This window comes from Bradyrhizobium manausense (assembly GCF_018129685.1).
Classification (GTDB): Bacteria; Pseudomonadota; Alphaproteobacteria; order Rhizobiales; family Xanthobacteraceae; genus Bradyrhizobium; species Bradyrhizobium manausense_D.
Genome location: NZ_JAFCLG010000008.1, coordinates 269,515 through 283,236, shown reverse-complemented (window position 1 = coordinate 283,236; position 13,722 = coordinate 269,515). Strand labels below are relative to the sequence as shown.

At 64.7% G+C, this 13,722-nt stretch carries 13 protein-coding genes; 5 read left to right on the top strand and 8 right to left on the bottom strand.

The genetic code is table 11. The features are described from left to right. Positions 1–359: 359 nt before the first annotated feature. On the bottom strand, positions 360–1,616 hold the full coding sequence (locus JQ621_RS21090; RefSeq protein ID WP_212236585.1) for an aspartate kinase: 1,257 nt from the start codon (positions 1,614–1,616) through the stop codon (positions 360–362). A gap of 175 nt (positions 1,617–1,791) precedes the next feature. Here JQ621_RS21090 and JQ621_RS21085 point away from each other — a divergent pair, with 175 nt between their 5' ends. The 3 genes from JQ621_RS21085 (at position 1,792) to JQ621_RS21075 (ending at position 4,214) form a co-directional block, all read left to right on the top strand. Next, positions 1,792–2,259 carry a PH domain-containing protein gene (locus JQ621_RS21085; protein WP_212236584.1) on the top strand — a complete coding sequence of 156 codons (468 nt, stop codon included), beginning with the start codon at positions 1,792–1,794 and terminating at the stop codon, positions 2,257–2,259. Between the two features lie 14 nt (positions 2,260–2,273). Continuing rightward, entirely contained in the window at positions 2,274–3,047 is a 774-nt protein-coding gene (gene ubiG, locus JQ621_RS21080) for a bifunctional 2-polyprenyl-6-hydroxyphenol methylase/3-demethylubiquinol 3-O-methyltransferase UbiG (protein ID WP_212236583.1), read from the top strand. A gap of 267 nt (positions 3,048–3,314) precedes the next feature. Continuing rightward, positions 3,315–4,214 (top strand): EamA family transporter, encoded by a 900-nt coding sequence (locus JQ621_RS21075; protein WP_212236582.1) that lies wholly within the window; start codon positions 3,315–3,317, stop codon positions 4,212–4,214. A gap of 13 nt (positions 4,215–4,227) precedes the next feature. Here the strand turns inward: JQ621_RS21075 and JQ621_RS21070 are convergent, their stop codons facing one another. Genes JQ621_RS21070 through JQ621_RS21055 form a run of 4 tightly spaced genes read right to left on the bottom strand, consistent with a single transcriptional unit; the run spans position 4,228 to position 6,708 of the window. Then, positions 4,228–4,704, bottom strand: coding sequence for a DUF1178 family protein (locus JQ621_RS21070; RefSeq protein ID WP_212236581.1), 477 nt, complete (start codon positions 4,702–4,704; stop codon positions 4,228–4,230). Further along, positions 4,701–5,591, bottom strand: a complete 891-nt coding sequence (locus JQ621_RS21065; protein ID WP_212236580.1) for a carbon-nitrogen hydrolase family protein — start codon at positions 5,589–5,591, stop codon at positions 4,701–4,703. The genes JQ621_RS21070 and JQ621_RS21065 overlap by 4 nt, the downstream gene beginning before the upstream one ends. Further along, positions 5,588–5,863, bottom strand: coding sequence for a glutaredoxin 3 (gene grxC, locus JQ621_RS21060; protein ID WP_212236579.1), 276 nt, complete (start codon positions 5,861–5,863; stop codon positions 5,588–5,590). The genes JQ621_RS21065 and grxC overlap by 4 nt, the downstream gene beginning before the upstream one ends. Before the next feature lie 47 nt (positions 5,864–5,910). Further along, the gene (locus tag JQ621_RS21055; protein ID WP_212236578.1) at positions 5,911–6,708 is read right to left on the bottom strand and encodes a ComF family protein; all 798 of its coding nucleotides are present in this window, start codon (positions 6,706–6,708) and stop codon (positions 5,911–5,913) included. Between the two features lie 129 nt (positions 6,709–6,837). On the opposite strand from JQ621_RS21055, the gene JQ621_RS21050 reads away from it, so the two are divergent. Further along, on the top strand, positions 6,838–7,686 hold the full coding sequence (locus tag JQ621_RS21050; protein WP_212236628.1) for a methyltransferase domain-containing protein: 849 nt from the start codon (positions 6,838–6,840) through the stop codon (positions 7,684–7,686). A 101-nt stretch (positions 7,687–7,787) separates the two neighbouring features. Here the strand turns inward: JQ621_RS21050 and JQ621_RS21045 are convergent, their stop codons facing one another. From JQ621_RS21045 to JQ621_RS21035, 3 genes are all read right to left on the bottom strand, one after another. Continuing rightward, on the bottom strand, positions 7,788–8,198 hold the full coding sequence (locus JQ621_RS21045; RefSeq protein WP_212236577.1) for a (deoxy)nucleoside triphosphate pyrophosphohydrolase: 411 nt from the start codon (positions 8,196–8,198) through the stop codon (positions 7,788–7,790). A gap of 3 nt (positions 8,199–8,201) precedes the next feature. Then, positions 8,202–9,443: a bifunctional glutamate N-acetyltransferase/amino-acid acetyltransferase ArgJ gene (argJ, locus tag JQ621_RS21040; protein ID WP_212236576.1), complete on the bottom strand. Its 1,242-nt coding sequence runs from the start codon at positions 9,441–9,443 to the stop codon at positions 8,202–8,204. A gap of 111 nt (positions 9,444–9,554) precedes the next feature. Continuing rightward, positions 9,555–10,493 carry a peptidylprolyl isomerase gene (locus JQ621_RS21035; RefSeq protein WP_212236575.1) on the bottom strand — a complete coding sequence of 313 codons (939 nt, stop codon included), beginning with the start codon at positions 10,491–10,493 and terminating at the stop codon, positions 9,555–9,557. 352 nt (positions 10,494–10,845) lie between these two features. On the opposite strand from JQ621_RS21035, the gene secA reads away from it, so the two are divergent. Continuing rightward, positions 10,846–13,686: a preprotein translocase subunit SecA gene (gene secA / locus JQ621_RS21030; protein WP_212236574.1), complete on the top strand. Its 2,841-nt coding sequence runs from the start codon at positions 10,846–10,848 to the stop codon at positions 13,684–13,686. The last annotated feature ends 36 nt before the right edge of the window (positions 13,687–13,722 follow it).

Here is a 13,722-nt window from a genome sequence, read left to right as displayed (position 1 = left end):
TCCGTCTGCCCGGCCCGGCGATGTTGGCCGGCGGCTGGCCCAAAATTCCAGAAAAACAATCAATTTTGTTCGTCCGGCGCAGGTGCAAGCCCAAATCTACATGAGATTTCGCGCTTGCACCGAATCAGCGGCGCCTGAACTGGGACACAGTCTGCGGCAGCCCACCCTGTTCGCCGTATAGCGAATTGAGGCTTGTTTTGCCAAGCAAAACGCCTGCCAAACGCGAAGGTGTGTACACCTTCGCGATTGCTGCGACCGCTAAGAGAAAATTAATCCAAGCATGATCCGGAAAAGAGCGAAGCGGTTTTCCGGAAAGGCCATGCTTAAACAGCAACCTGAAGCGCGACGATTGTCACGCCTTAGGTCTGATCGAGGCCGTAAAGCGTGTGCAACGTGCGCACTGCAAGCTCGGTATAGGCGGTGTCGATCAAAACCGAGAACTTGATCTCGGAGGTTGTAATGGCCCGGATGTTGATATTCCGTCCGGCGAGGGCCGAAAACGCCTGCGCGGCGACGCCGGCATGGCTGCGCATGCCGCTGCCGATCACCGAGATCTTGGCGACGTCGGTCGCGGTATCAAGCCTGGCATAGCCGATCTTGGCCTTGGCGGCGGTAATCGTGTCCTTGGCCCTGACGTAGTCGGCGGCGGGCACCGTGAAGGTGAGGTCGGTGGTCTTGCCGTCTTCAGACACGTTCTGGACGATCATATCGACGTTGATATTGGCATCCGCGAGCGGGCCGAAGATCGACGCGGCGACGCCCGGCTTGTCCTCGATCTGGCGCACCGAGATCTGGGCCTCGTCCTTCGAAAAGGCAATGCCGGTGACGACGTGATTTTCCATGATCTCCTCCTCGCCGCAGATCAGCGTGCCGGGCGGCTGGTTGGCGTGCGGGTCGATATCCTCGGGCTTGTCGAAGCTCGATCGGACGAAGATCGGCATGTTGTGGACCATGCCGAGTTCCACAGAGCGCACCTGGAGCACCTTGGCGCCCTGGGAAGCCAGTTCCAGCATGTCCTCGAACGCGATCTTGTCGAGCCGCTTGGCCTTCGGCACGATTCGCGGGTCGGTGGTGTAGACGCCGTCAACATCGGTATAGATGTCGCAGCGGTCAGCCTTGACCGCGGCGGCGACGGCGACGGCCGAGGTGTCGGAGCCGCCGCGGCCGAGCGTGGTGATGCGGCCCGTCTTGGGATCGATGCCCTGGAAGCCGGCGATGACAGCGACCTCCTTGCGATCCTTGAACCGGGAGATGATCTCGCTGCCGTCGATGTCCTCGATCCGGGCCGAGGCATGGGCATCGCTGGTCTTGATCGGGATCTGCCAGCCCTGCCAGGAGCGGGCCTGGATGCCCATGCTTTGCAACACGATGGCCAGCAGGCCCGAGGTCACCTGTTCGCCGGAGGCGACGACGGCGTCGTATTCGCGCGCGTCGTGCATCGGCGAGGCCTCGGTGCACCAGGCCACCAGCTCGTTGGTCTTGCCCGACATCGCCGAGACGACCACGGCCACTTCGTGACCAGCGTCGACCTCACGTTTCACATGGCGTGCGACGTTACGGATACGTTCGATGTTTGCGACGGACGTGCCGCCGAATTTCATCACGAGACGGCTCATGACGACGCGTGCATTCCCTCTTGAGGATCAGTATGGTGACCCGCGCCGGACGGATGCCCTGGGGATACCGACCGCGCGTATACATAGGGGCGGGGCCGGGGGCAAGCGGGTTCCTCAAACGGGTTCCCTTGGTCGTTCTTGGGGGCCCAATCCGGGTCATGGGTTATCAACGGTTATGGCGCGTTACATCGACGAAATCCTGCAACCGGGCGAGCGGGTGCTGTATTCGACCAATGCGCACTGGATCTTCTATGTCCCGGCCATTCTGGCCTGGATTGTGGCCCTAATCCTGTTCGTGCTGTCTCGACAAACCATTGTCGAAGGGCTCGTCCTGCTCTGTCTCGTCGGTTCCGGCCTAGTGGCCCTGGCGGCCGTGTACTGGACGGTACGGGGCTGGTTCCACCGCCTTACCACCGAGACCGACGTCACCAATCTGCGCGTCGTGCACAAGGTCGGCTTCATCAAACGCCGCACCTTCGAGATGGCGCTGGACAAGGTCGAGAGTGTCGACGTCGAGCAGAGCATCCTTGGACGTATTCTCAATTATGGCGACGTGACCATCAACGGCGTCGGCGAGGGGCGCGAAACCATCCGCACCATCGCCTCGCCACTCGCCTTCCGTAGTTCGATCACCACGCGGTAGGACCGCGCGTCACCATGAGCATGCAGCAAGATAGTTCCGCAACTGCCTCCCTGCCGACCGGCTCGACCGTCGACGCCGCCGAGATCGCGAAATTCTCAAAACTCTCGGCCGAGTGGTGGGACCCCAAGGGCAAGATGGCGCCGCTTCACCGGATCAATCCGCTGCGGCTCGGCTATATCCGCGACGCCGCCTGCCGCAAGTTCGAGCGCAATGTGCGCAGCCTCAACTGCCTCGGCGGCCTGCGCGTGCTCGACATCGGCTGTGGCGCCGGCTTGCTGTGCGAGCCGCTCTCGCGGTTGGGAGCGCAGGTCATCGGTGTCGATCCGTCGGCCAGCAACATCGCTGCTGCAAAGCTGCATGCCGACAAGAGTCATCTGTCGATCGACTACCGCTGCACCACGGTGGAGGAGATCGACCCGCGCGAGCGTTTCGACATCGTGCTGGCGATGGAGGTGGTCGAGCATGTCGCCGACGTCGGCGTCTTTTTGAAGCGCTGCGCCGCGATGCTGAAGCCGAACGGCCTGATGGTGGTCTCCACTCTCAACCGCAATTGGAAGAGCTTCGCGCTCGCCATCGTCGGCGCCGAATACGTGCTGCGCTGGCTGCCGCGCGGCACCCACGAGTGGAACAAGTTCGTCACCCCGGACGAGCTGACGAAATACCTCCTCGACAACCGCCTCGTCATCACCGAGCAGACCGGCGTGGTCTACAGCCCCTTCGCCGACAAATGGGCGCTCTCGTCGGACATGGACGTAAACTACATGGTCGTGGCGGAAGCAATGGTGTGAGGGCTGTTTGAAAAGCCTCGCTGTATCCACAAACACCGCTGTCGTCCCGGCGAAGGCCAGGACCCATACCCCCAGCGAGAAGTTTTAGCGCGAAGCTGGTCCCCCCGAGTCTTCGCCAAACCAAATTCTGTGGCTATGGGTCCGGCCTTCGCCGGGACGACGGCAGTTTTGGCGCGAGCATCGCTCCTATGACGTGGGCGTGATTGACCTGCTTAGCCGCTAGCGGCAGGTTGGGCGAAGTTTCTAGCCCTTCGCCACCATTCCCCCATGTTCACCGTCACCAGCCTCTGGATTCCCTTCACAATCATCGCTGCGCTCGGCCAGGTCGCGCGCAATGCGATGCAGCGGTCGTTGACGAAGCCGCTGGGGACCTGGGGCGCGACCAATATCCGCTTCCTGTTCGGCTTCCCGTTCTCGGTGCTGTTTCTGGGCGTGGTGCTGGTGGCGACCGGCGATCATCTCAACGCGCCGCCGACCGTGTTCTGGCCGTGGCTGCTGCTGGGCGCGCTCAGCCAGATCGTCGCGACCGGCTTGATGCTGCTGGCCATGAACGACCGCTCCTTCGTGGTGACGACGGCGTACCTGAAGACCGAAGCGATCCAGACCGCGATCTTCGGCTTCGTCTTCCTCGGCGATCACCTGACCTGGCTGAAGGTGCTGGCGATTGTGATCGCCACTGTCGGCGTCGTCATCACCGCGCTGCGTCCCGGTGGTGAAAAGAGCTTTGCCGAGCTGAAGCCGACCATCACCGGTCTCGTTGCGGCGGCAGCCTTCGCGCTCTCCGCGGTCGGCTTTCGCGGCGCCATCATCAACGTTCCCGGCGTCTCCTTCGTGACGGCGGCGTCGTTCACGCTGGTGCTCGGCCTGTTCGTCCAGACGCTGATCCTGACGGTCTATCTGATCTGGCGCGCGCCAGACGTGTTGCGCGGGATTCTCGGAATGTGGCGGCCGTCGATGCTCGCGGGCTTCACCGGCGCGTTCGCCTCGCAATTCTGGTTCCTGGCGTTCGCGCTGACCGCCGCCGCCAACGTCCGCACGCTCGCTTTGATCGAGGTGCTGTTCGCGCAAGGCGTGGCGTACTACTCGTTCAAGCAGCCCCTTGCCGCGCGCGAGATGATCGGGATCGTCCTGATCGTGGTCGGTGTCGCTCTGCTCGTGGGTTTCTGACGCGCTTCGCGCCTCAGTTCCGGTCTTCCGGCAGCGTCGGCAGCGGCGAGACCTCGATGCCTTCGTCGATCAGCGACTTTGCTTCGTCCGGCGAGGCCTCGCCGTAGATCGGGCGATGCTCCTTGTCGCCGTAATGCATGGCGCGGGCTTCGTTCGCAAAGCGATCGCCGACATTGTCGGCGTTCTTGACGATGTGGTCGCGCAGCTCCTTCAGCTTGGCACGCAGCTCGCGCTCCTGCGCCATCATCAGCGAGGTCGACGCCGACGGTGCGGCCTCGGGCGCGGCGGTCGTGGCCGGCTCCGCCGGCGGCGTTGCGCGCCCCTTCTTGCCGACGATGCGCGGCGCCATGATCGCCTTGTCGACCTTGGCCGAGCCGCAGATCGGGCAGGTCACCAGCTTGCGCTTGACCTGGGAATCATAAGCCGAGGAACTCTGGAACCAGCTCTCGAACTGATGGTCGCGGTCGCAATGGAGCGCGTAGCGGATCATGCCGATCCCCGCACCAGATGCAGATGGTCCGGCCCCGCCTTGGGATCGGAGACGCCGAAGCGGCGGCCGTGCTGGAGCGAGGGGATCGCGCGGCGCGCGGTCTCGACCTTGGCCGGATCGATCCTGGCCATGACGATGCCGGGCTCGACATCGCCCTCGGCGAGGATCTCGCCCCAGGGATCGATGATCAGCGAGTGGCCGTAGGTCTCGCGCTTGTTCTCGTGGGTGCCTGCCTGTGCCGCTGCGAAGATGAAGCAGCCGGTCTCGATTGCGCGCGAGCGCAGCAGGATGTGCCAGTGCGCCTCGCCGGTCTTGCGGGTGAACGCCGACGGCACCGTGATGAAATACGCGCCGCTCTCGGCCAGCGCGCGGTAGAGCGCGGGGAAGCGCACGTCGTAGCAGATCGTCAAGCCGACGCGGCCCCAGGGAAGGTCTGAGATCACGGCGGTCTCGCCCGGCTGGTAATTGGCGGATTCGCGATAGCTCTCGCCGTCCGGCAGTTCGATGTCGAACATGTGGATCTTGTCGTAGCTCGCGAGCACATTGCCGTCGGGCCCGATCAGGAAGGAGCGGTTGACCGCCTTCTCGGCTGAGAAACGCAGCGCCAGCGAGCCGACATGGATGTGGATCTTCAGCTCGGCCGCGAGCGCGCGATAGGCCTTCAGCGAGGCGTCGTCCTCCTCGCTCTGCAGGTGCTCGAACAGCGCCTTGCGGTTCAGCTGCATCATGTTGCTGACTTCGGGCGTCTGCACGTAGTCGGCGCCGTTGGCGGCCGCCTGCCGGATCAGTTTCGTGGCCTGCGCGAGGCTTGGCTCCGGCAGCAGGCCGGTGCGCATCTGAATCATCGCGGCGGTGAAGGTCCTGTCTTCAGCTTGAGTCTGGCTCATGAGACCGCCTTGACGCTTTCGAGCATGCCGTCGAGCTTGCCTTCGCGATCGAGCGCATAGAGGTCGTCGCATCCGCCGATATGGGTGCCGCCGATCCAGATCTGCGGGAAGGTCGAGCCAGCTCCGGCCCGGTCGTACATCTCCTCGCGCCAGGCCGGATTCTGGGCGACGTCGAATTCGGTGAAGGCCGCCTTCTTGCGGGTCAGCAGCGATCTGGCAGCGGAACAATAGCCGCATCCCGGCCTGGTGTAGATCTCGACGGCAGCGGTCATGGCGTCCAGCGCTCTCATGTCATGAATTTGTTGAATTATATGGGCTCTTACCGGCTTTCGACAACCCGGGCAAAGACCAGCACGTCGACCTGGGCCGCCTTGGCGCGCAGCAGAGCGCGCGCGCAGGAATCCAGCGTCGCACCTGAGGTCAGGACATCGTCGACAAGGATGATGCGCCGGCCCTGCACCTCGGCCTGACGGTCGGGGGATACCTGGAATGCGCCCTGCACATTGGTGGCGCGCTGGGCCCGCGACAGGCCGATCTGCTGCTCGGTGGCGCGCACCCGCCGCAGCACCTCAGCTTTCACCTTCACCCCGCTCTGCCGCGCGATGATCTGCGCCAGTGCGCCCGATTGGTTGTAGCGCCGCCGCCAGGCCCGGCGCCAGTGCAGGGGCACCGGCACTAGCATGTCGGCGCCATCAAGCAGTTCGCCGCCTGCCCGCGCCATCCAGCGGCCCATGGCGGGCGCGAGATCCGTGCGGTCCTGGTATTTCAGCGCATGCACCAGCGTGCGTGCGACATCGTCGTAACGCACCGCCGCGCGGGCCCGCATGTAGGCCGGCGGGCTCGCGATCGCCTCCATCGACAGCATGTCGGGGCCGGGATCGTAGACGAAGGGAATGCCGAGCCGCGGGCAATAGGGCCTTTCGATGAACGACAGCTTTGCCCAGCACGCCGCGCACACGCCCTCGCCATCAACAGGTTCGCGGCAGGACACGCAAAGCGTCGGCAACGCAATGTCGAGCGCGAGCCGCGCCGCGCGCGTCACGACGTAGCAGCCGGCCGTCCACGCGGCGCGGAAGGGTACGGCGATGGAACGGGTAAGGGCGGTGTCGGCTTCCATGGGGAGAGGCTAGCGTTCTGTGCATGTTGGCTCAAGCCGCACTCTCGTGCCCCGGACGCAGCGCAGCGGCGCGTCCGGGACGCGAGAGAGGAGATTGCCAGAACCGTCGTGATCGGCGTAACCAGCGGCATGGCTCAGACCCCGCAGACTCCACCCGCTCTGTTCGATCGCGCGTTGCTGCGCGCACGGCAGGCTCGCGCGCAGGCGCTGGGCGAGGTGACTTTTCTGCTCGACCGGGTCGCGGAGGACATGTCTGACCGGCTGGCGGCGGTGATGCGGGAGTTTCAAGCGCCGGCTGATCTGTGGACCCCCGGGGAGGGGCTCGCGGGACTACGCTCGCGATTGCCTTTTATTCAGCGGATCGCACTCGATGCGGCGGGCGCGGAGAAACTGCCCGTTGCGCCCGAAAGTCTCGATCTCGTCGTCTCGGCGCTGGCGCTGCAATTCGTCAACGACCTGCCGGGCGTGCTCGCGCAAATCCGCCGTGCGCTGAAGCCGGATGGGCTGTTGCTCGCCGCGATGATCGGCGGCGATAGCCTGACCGAGCTGCGGCAGGCCTTCGCCGCGGCGGAGGCCGAATGCGAGGGCGGCGTGTCGCCGCGCGTCGCGCCGTTCGCTGATCTCAGAGACATCGGCGCGCTGTTGCAGCGGGCGGGTTTTGCGCTGCCGGTCACCGACGTCGATCGCGTCGTGGTGCGCTATCGCAACGCGTTCGCGCTGATGCAGGATCTCCGCCGCATGGGTGCGACCAACGTGCTGATCGAGCGGCGGCGCACGCCGAGTCGGCGTTACACACTGCTGCGCATGGCCGAAATCTATGCCGAGCGTTTTGCCGATGCGGATGGGCGCATCCGCGCGACCTTCGACATCATCTGGCTGTCCGGCTGGGCCCCGCATGCCAGCCAGCAGCAGCCGTTGAAGCCGGGCTCGGCGAAAGCGAGCCTGGCGGAGGCGGTGAAGAAGGCGGGGAAGACGTAAGCCAAGGGCACGTCATTCCGGGGCGATGCGTCAGCATCGAACCCGGAATCTCGAGATTCCGGGTTCGCCCTTCGGGCGCCCCGGAATGACGATCCGAGACCTCACATCAACAGATCAATCAAATGCGGGATCAGCGGAATGTCCGCGGGGGGCATCGGATAGTCGCGCAACTTGTTGGCGCGGACCCAGGCCAGGGTCTGGCCTTCGCGCGGCGTGACCAGGCCCTCCCAGCGCCGGCAGATATAGAGCGGCATCAACAGATGAAAGGTCTCGTAGCCATAGCTCGCAAAAGTCAGCGGCGCGAGGCACGACTCGGCGACGGTGATGCCGAGCTCCTCGCGCAGCTCGCGGATCAGGCTCTGTTCCGGCCGTTCGCCGGGTTCACACTTGCCGCCGGGAAACTCCCAGAGGCCGGCCAGCGCCTTGCCTTCGGGGCGCTGCGCGATCAGGACGCGCTTGTCGGCGTCGACGAGCGCGCAGGCCACGACGAGGGTGAGCTTAAGCTCGGCCATGTCCTAGGACCGGTAATCCCCGTTGATCGCGACATATTCCTTGGTGAGGTCGCAGGTCAGCACACGGTCGCGGCCCTTGCCGAGGCCGAGCGAGACCAGAATAGCGATCTGCGGAGCCTTCATCGCTTCCGACACTTGCGCCTCGTCATAGGACGGATCGCGCGCGCCGCTCTTGGCGACGCGGATGCCGTTGAAGGAGATCGAGAGCTTGTCGCGATCGGCCGGCTCGCCGGCCTTGCCGACCGCCATCACCACGCGGCCCCAATTGGCGTCCTCGCCGGCGATCGCGGTCTTCACCAGCGGCGAATTGGCGATCGACATCGCGATTCTGCGTGCGGACGCCTTGGTCTTGGCGCCCTCGACCGTGATTTCGACCAGCTTGCGCGCGCCTTCCCCGTCGCGGGCGACCTGCTCGGAGAGATTGGCGAGGATCTGGTTGAACGCCTTGGTGAAGGCCTTCAGGCGCGGATCGCTGGCGCGGCTGATCTTGGGCGCGCCATGCTTGGCGGCCGCGCCCGTGGCGAACGCCAGCAGCGTGTCCGAGGTCGAGGTGTCGCCGTCGATCGTCACCGCATTGAACGTGTCCGCGACGCCGGCCTTGAGCAGCGCTTGGAGCGCGGCGGGCGCGATCGGCGCGTCGGTGAAGATGAAGGACAGCATCGTCGCCATGTCGGGGGCGATCATGCCGGCGCCCTTGGCCATGCCGTTGATGGTCACCTTTGCCTTGCCGAGCTTGACGGTTGCAGTCGCGACCTTGGGGAAGGTGTCGGTGGTCATGATCGCCTTGGCGGCGGCGAGATAGTCACCGGCTTCCGCCGTCTCGGCCAGGCGCCCCAGCACGCCGTCGAACTTGGTCGCGTCCAGCGGCTCGCCGATCACGCCGGTGGAGGCCAGGAAGATCTCGCTCTCGCTGCAGCCGACGGCCTTGGCCGCGATTTTCGCGGTCAGTGCGGTCGAGCTGCGGCCGGTCTTGCCGGTGAAGGCATTGGCATTGCCGGAATTGACGACGAGCGCGCGGGCCTTGCCGCCCTTCAGCTTCGCACGGCACCATTCGACCGGCGCGGAGGGGCACTTCGACTTGGTGAAGACGCCGGCCACCGCCGTGCCCTTGTCCATGATCGCCAGCAGCACGTCGGTGCGGTTCTTGTAGCGGATGCCGGCCTCGGCCGTCGCAAGACGGACGCCCGCGATCACGGGCATGTCAGGAACGTTCTTGGGGGCGAGGGGGGAGACGGAGGAGGACATCGCGGGGTGCCTTGGTGAGGTCTGGACATGCAGATGCCCGGCCCCTCTTTGCGGGGCCGGGCATCAGGTAGGCTTAAATACTCTTCGCGTCGCCGAAGTGACAGCGAATTCTTACTTCTTGGCCGGAGGCGCCATCTTGCTGTCGGCAGGCTTCGCATCGGCGGGCTTTGCGTCCGCAGGCTTGGCATCCTTCGCGGCGTCCGCTGCCGGCTGATCCAGCCGCTCGACCTTGGCTTCGGTACGGAGCTTGGCGACGTAATCGGCCTGGGCCTTGCGGGTGACGTACTGCTCGATCTGGGGCTTGACCTGGTCGAACTCCGGCGCCTTGCGGTTGCGCTTTTCCTCGACCTTGATGACGTGCCAGCCGAACTGGGACTTCACGGGGTCGGAGATCTTGCCCGGCTCCAGCGCGAACGCGACGGCCGAGAATTCCGGCACCATCTGTTCCTTGGTGAAGAAGCCGAGGTCGCCGCCGTCGGCCGAGCCCGGGTCCTTGGACTTCTTCTTGGCGAGCTCGGCGAAATCGGCGCCCTTGTCGAGCTCGGCCTTCACCGCCTTGGCCTCGTCCTCGGTCTCGACCAGGATGTGGCGGGCGCGCACTTCCTGCTCGCCGGTGATCTGCTTGGAGGCCTCCTCATAGACCTTCTTCATGGCGTCGTCGGTGGTGGCCGCCTTGCCTTCTTGGGCCAGCAGGCTGTCCATCAGCAGGCGGTTGCGGGCGAACGCCATCCGCTTCTTGAATTCCTCGCCGTCCGCGACCTTCTTGTCCTCGGCGGCCTTGGACACGATCTTCATGTCGATCAGGAACGACAGGACGTTCTGGTCCTTGGTGGCCGGATCCATCTGCGCGAGGCTCGGTCCAAGCTCTTCCTCGGCCATGGTGACGTCGCTCTTTTTGATCTCGGCGCCATTGACCTTCGCCAGGACCGGATCATCGGCCGCCCGGAGCGGGCCCGCGAAGGCCAGGGTCAGCGCCAGGGCCAGGCCTCCAGCAAGGGCGGACGCATGGCGGAAACGCAGGCCGGTGGTTACCGGGAACGAGGTGGTCATGGAAAATCCTTTTGTTGAAGCAGGGGGCTGCTCGAGCGGGGCGGACACTCGCCCAACTCAGGGGGGCTTGGCAACGCGAAAAGTCTGTCAAAATGATGAATTTACGGCGACATTGGCCGCCGTTGACAAGGCTATGGGCCGGCCATATCTCTGCCGGGTCGCGTCCATGGCGATGGCGTTTATTTTGCTGCGTTTTTGGCCGTTGAACCCTGACTTGCCCAATTCCCACCCATATGGCGGATGACCCCGCAGTCGGGAACTGACACCACGTGGCGTCACGGTGAGTTGATAGGCAAGTGGGCGACAACCCACTGGCTGCAACGCGGTTAATTCGCGAACACAGGAACTGGTCATGATCGGCGCGCTCGCCCGCAAGTTTTTCGGCTCCTCCAACGATCGGCGGGTGAAGGGATATCAGTCCCGCATCAACGCGATCAACGCGCTGGAGCCTGAGCTCGCCAAACTTTCCGACGAACAGCTCAAGGCCCGCACCGCCGAGTTCAAGAAGCAGCTCGCCGAGGGCAAGACGCTGGACGACCTGCTGGTGCCCGCCTTCGCAACCGTGCGCGAGGCCGCCAAGCGCACGCTCGGTCAGCGCCATTTCGACGTCCAGCTGATCGGCGGCATGGTGCTGCACGAGGGCGACATCGCCGAGATGAAGACCGGCGAAGGCAAGACGCTGGTGGCGACGCTCGCGGTCTATCTCAACGCGCTTGCCGGCAAGGGCGTCCACGTCGTCACGGTCAACGACTACCTCGCCCGCCGCGACTCCGGCTGGATGGGCCAGATCTACGGCTTCCTCGGCATGACCACGGGCGTGATCGTCCACGGCCTCGACGATGCCGAGCGCAAGGCGGCCTATGCCTGCGACATCACCTACGGCACCAACAACGAATACGGCTTCGACTACTTACGCGACAACATGAAGTACCGGCTCGAGGACATGGTCCAGCGGCCGCACTTCTACGCGATCGTCGACGAAGTCGACTCCATCCTGATCGACGAAGCGCGCACGCCGCTGATCATCTCCGGCCCGCTCGACGACCGCTCGGACTTCTACAACACGATCGACTCGTTCCTGCCCAAGCTCGACAAGACCGACTACGATGTCGACGAGAAGCAGCGCACGGTGACGCTGACCGAAGCCGGCATGGAGAAGATCGAGGGGCTGCTGCGCGATGCCGGCCAGCTCAAGGGCGAGTCGCTTTACGACGTCGAGAACGTCTCCGTGGTGCACCACATCAACCAGGCGCTGCGCGCCCACACCCTGTTCACCCGCGACAAGGATTATATCGTCCGCGACGACGAGGTCGTGATCATCGACGAGTTCACCGGCCGCATGATGCAGGGCCGCCGCTATTCGGAAGGCCTGCACCAGGCGCTGGAAGCCAAGGAGCACGTCCAGGTTCAGCCCGAGAACCAGACGCTGGCCTCGATCACCTTCCAGAACTACTTCCGCATGTACGAGAAGCTCGCCGGCATGACCGGTACGGCGCTGACGGAAGCCGACGAACTGTTCGACATCTACAAGCTCGAGGTCGTGGAGATCCCGACCAATCTGGCGGTCGCGCGTCTCGACGAGGACGACGAGGTCTATCGCACCCAGAACGAGAAATACGCCGCGATCCTGGCCGAGATCGAGCGCGCCAATGCGCGGTTGCAGCCGGTGCTGGTCGGCACCGCCTCGATCGAAAAGTCGGAAGTGATTGCCGAATATCTCAAGAAGCACGGCTACCGGCAGATCGACTTCGGCAACGAGAATTCGATGCAGAAGCTGTACGCCGCGGCGCGCGCCAACAAGCCGGCAAAGCTGTTCGCGGTGCTGAACGCGCGCTTCCACGAGCAGGAAGCCTATATCGTGGCCGAGGCCGGCGTTCCCGGCGCGATCACGATCGCGACCAACATGGCCGGCCGCGGCACCGACATCAAGCTCGGCGGCTCGCTCGAAATGCGCATCCAGCAGGAGACTGCGGGCATCGAGGACGAAGCCGAGAAGGCCGCGAAGATCGAGCAGATCAAGGCCGACATCGAGCACTTCCGCGAGATCGTGCTGAAGGCCGAAGAAACCGTCGAGATCGAGCCGGCCAAGGGCAGCAAGCCCGCCAAGACGGTGAAGAAGCCGGGCGGCCTCTACATCATCGGCTCCGAGCGCCACGAATCCCGCCGCATCGACAACCAGCTCCGCGGCCGTTCCGGCCGTCAGGGCGACCCCGGTCGCTCGAAATTCTTCCTGTCGCTGGAAGACGATCTGATGCGCATCTTCGGCTCGGATCGTCTGGACAGCATGCTGCAGCGTCTTGGCCTGCAAGAGGGCGAGGCGATCATCCATCCCTGGATCAACAAGGCGCTCGAGAAGGCGCAGCAGAAGGTCGAAGCCCGCAACTTTGACATCCGCAAGAACCTGCTCAAGTTCGACAACGTCCAGAACGACCAGCGCAAGGTGATTTTCGACCAGCGCGTCGACCTGATGAAGGACGACAGCGTTGCCGAGACCGTCACCGACATGCGCCACGCCTTCATCGACGACCTCGTCGCCAAGCACGTGCCCGAGCACGCCTATGCCGAGCAGTGGGACGTTGCCGGCCTGAAGGACGAGCTCAAGCGCGTGCTCGACCTCGACTTGCCGGTCGACGAGTGGGCCAAGGAAGAGGGCATCGCCGACGAGGAGCTGCTCAAGCGCATCGAGACCAGGGCCGACGAGCACATGGCCGCCAAGGTCGGGCAGTGGGGTCCCGACGTGATGCGTTACGTCGAAAAGACCATCCTGCTGCAGACGCTCGACCATCTCTGGCGCGAGCACCTGGTCATGCTCGACCATCTGCGCCAGGTCATCGGCCTGCGCGGCTACGGCCAGCGCGATCCGCTTCAGGAGTACAAGACCGAGGCCTTCAACCTCTTCCAGGAGATGAGCGCGCATTTGCGCGAGGCCGTCACCGCGCAGCTGATGCGCGTCGAGATCGTCCCGCCGGAACAGGAAGCTCCCGCCCTGCCGCCGATGGAGGCGCACAAGCTCAATCCGGACACCGGCGAGGACGAGATGGCACTCGCCAGCGTCTCGCTCGGAGCGCCGGCCTCCGACGCCGCGCTGCGCGACCCGAAGAACCCCGCAAGCTGGGGCAAGGTCGGCCGCAATGAGGATTGCCCGTGTGGTAGCGGCAAGAAGTTCAAGCACTGCCACGGTCGGTATGCTTAGCGAAAAGGCCGGCCGACGCGCGCCGGCCGGCTGGCG

What these genes read in the sequence shown, in the direction of transcription:
- JQ621_RS21090 (WP_212236585.1), bottom strand. Translation starts at nt 1,616, where the DNA reads ATGAGCCGTCTCGTGATGAAATTCGGCGGCACGTCCGTCGCAAACATC.
- JQ621_RS21085 (WP_212236584.1), top strand. Translation starts at nt 1,792, where the DNA reads ATGGCGCGTTACATCGACGAAATCCTGCAACCGGGCGAGCGGGTGCTG.
- ubiG (WP_212236583.1), top strand. Translation starts at nt 2,274, where the DNA reads ATGAGCATGCAGCAAGATAGTTCCGCAACTGCCTCCCTGCCGACCGGC.
- JQ621_RS21075 (WP_212236582.1), top strand. Translation starts at nt 3,315, where the DNA reads ATGTTCACCGTCACCAGCCTCTGGATTCCCTTCACAATCATCGCTGCG.
- JQ621_RS21070 (WP_212236581.1), bottom strand. Translation starts at nt 4,704, where the DNA reads ATGATCCGCTACGCGCTCCATTGCGACCGCGACCATCAGTTCGAGAGC.
- JQ621_RS21065 (WP_212236580.1), bottom strand. Translation starts at nt 5,591, where the DNA reads ATGAGCCAGACTCAAGCTGAAGACAGGACCTTCACCGCCGCGATGATT.
- grxC (WP_212236579.1), bottom strand. Translation starts at nt 5,863, where the DNA reads ATGACCGCTGCCGTCGAGATCTACACCAGGCCGGGATGCGGCTATTGT.
- JQ621_RS21055 (WP_212236578.1), bottom strand. Translation starts at nt 6,708, where the DNA reads ATGGAAGCCGACACCGCCCTTACCCGTTCCATCGCCGTACCCTTCCGC.
- JQ621_RS21050 (WP_212236628.1), top strand. Translation starts at nt 6,838, where the DNA reads ATGGCTCAGACCCCGCAGACTCCACCCGCTCTGTTCGATCGCGCGTTG.
- JQ621_RS21045 (WP_212236577.1), bottom strand. Translation starts at nt 8,198, where the DNA reads ATGGCCGAGCTTAAGCTCACCCTCGTCGTGGCCTGCGCGCTCGTCGAC.
- argJ (WP_212236576.1), bottom strand. Translation starts at nt 9,443, where the DNA reads ATGTCCTCCTCCGTCTCCCCCCTCGCCCCCAAGAACGTTCCTGACATG.
- JQ621_RS21035 (WP_212236575.1), bottom strand. Translation starts at nt 10,493, where the DNA reads ATGACCACCTCGTTCCCGGTAACCACCGGCCTGCGTTTCCGCCATGCG.
- secA (WP_212236574.1), top strand. Translation starts at nt 10,846, where the DNA reads ATGATCGGCGCGCTCGCCCGCAAGTTTTTCGGCTCCTCCAACGATCGG.